This window comes from Sphingomonas glacialis (assembly GCF_014653575.1).
Taxonomy (GTDB): Bacteria; Pseudomonadota; Alphaproteobacteria; order Sphingomonadales; family Sphingomonadaceae; genus Sphingomonas; species Sphingomonas glacialis.
In genome coordinates this window covers 1-1,283 of record NZ_BNAQ01000030.1, presented here as the reverse complement: position 1 = coordinate 1,283, position 1,283 = coordinate 1, and the positions used below count along the sequence as shown (strand labels likewise).

Below are 1,283 nucleotides of genomic sequence, written 5' to 3'. Positions count from 1 at the left end.
CAGAGGTGGCTCGGTTCATTTGAACAGCTCGACGCGATTGCTAAGTGGGGCGTCCGCCGGTTTCATGCCGCTGCGAGAAGCGGCTGGTTGAAGTAAGCCTGATCGGGCGTCCTGCGGTCAAGCGATGAGTGCGGGCGTCGTCCGTTGTAGAATGTCAGATAACGGCCGATCGAGGCGCGGGCCTCGCTGACCGAGCCATAGGCCCGCAGGTAGACCTCCTCGTATTTCACTGATCGCCACAGGCGTTCGACGAACACATTGTCGCGCCAGGCGCCGCGCCCGTCCATGCTGATCGCGATCTTCTCCCGGTGCAGGACGGCGGTGAACGCCATGCTGGTGAACTGGCTCCCCTGATCCGTGTTGAAGATCTCTGGCGCCCCGAAGCGCGTCAGCGCTTCCTCCAAAGCCTCGATGCAGAAATCAGTCTCCAGCGTGATCGACAGCCGCCATGCCAGCACCCGTCGGCTGAACCAGTCGACGATGGCGATCAGATAGACGAAGCCGCGTGCCATCGGGATGTACGTGATGTCGGTCGCCCACACCTGGTTGGGCCGCGTCACCGCCAGCTTGCGAAGCAGATACGGGTAGATCTTGTGCCCCGGCGCCGGCTTTGACGTGTTCGGCCGCCGGTAGATCGCCTCGATCGCCATCTTCTTCATCAGCGTCGAGACGTGTAGCCGACCGACCTTTATGCCTTCGGCGGCAAGCAGGTCGCGCAACATCCGGCTGCCTGCAAACGGGAAATCCATGTGCAACGCGTCGATCCGCCGCATGATGGCAAGGTCGGCAGCCGAGGTCGGCCTGGGCAGATAATAAACGCTGCCGCGGCTGATCCCCAACTCGCGCGCTTGCCGTGTCACCGGCAACGCATGCGAACGGTCGATCATCGTTTTGCGCTCGGCAACAGTCCTGCTTTGCTGAGCGCCCCGGACAAAAAATCGTTCACCAGCGTCAACTCGCCAATCTTGGCGTGCAACGTCTTCACGTCGATCGCAGGCTCCGTCGGCTCGCTATGGCCCTCTGACCCGAAAACTCCTGCCGCCCCTTCCAGCAACTGGCCGCGCCACGTCGTGATCTGGTTCGGGTGAACGTCGAACTGCTGCGCCAGCACGGCCAGCGTCTTCTCGCCCTTCACGGCTGCCAAGGCTACCTTCGCCTTGAAGGCCGGGCTGTGGTTCCGGCGTGTTCGCTTCGTCATCTCATCTCCTGTTCGGCAGCCATGCTGGCCGCCTTCAGGCAGAAACTCCACTTAGAAGCCTGTCCAGATTTGCCGAGCCACCTCT

The 1,283-nt window shown here is 62.2% G+C and carries 1 protein-coding gene; it reads right to left on the bottom strand.

The genetic code is table 11. The features are described 5' to 3' along the window. Positions 1–62: 62 nt before the first annotated feature. A protein-coding gene (locus IE187_RS21090; protein ID WP_189677953.1) for an IS3 family transposase occupies positions 63–1,198 on the bottom strand; the annotation gives its coding sequence in 2 pieces (ribosomal slippage) (positions 63–931 and positions 931–1,198; 1,137 coding nt in all). Positions 1,199–1,283: the final 85 nt, after the last annotated feature.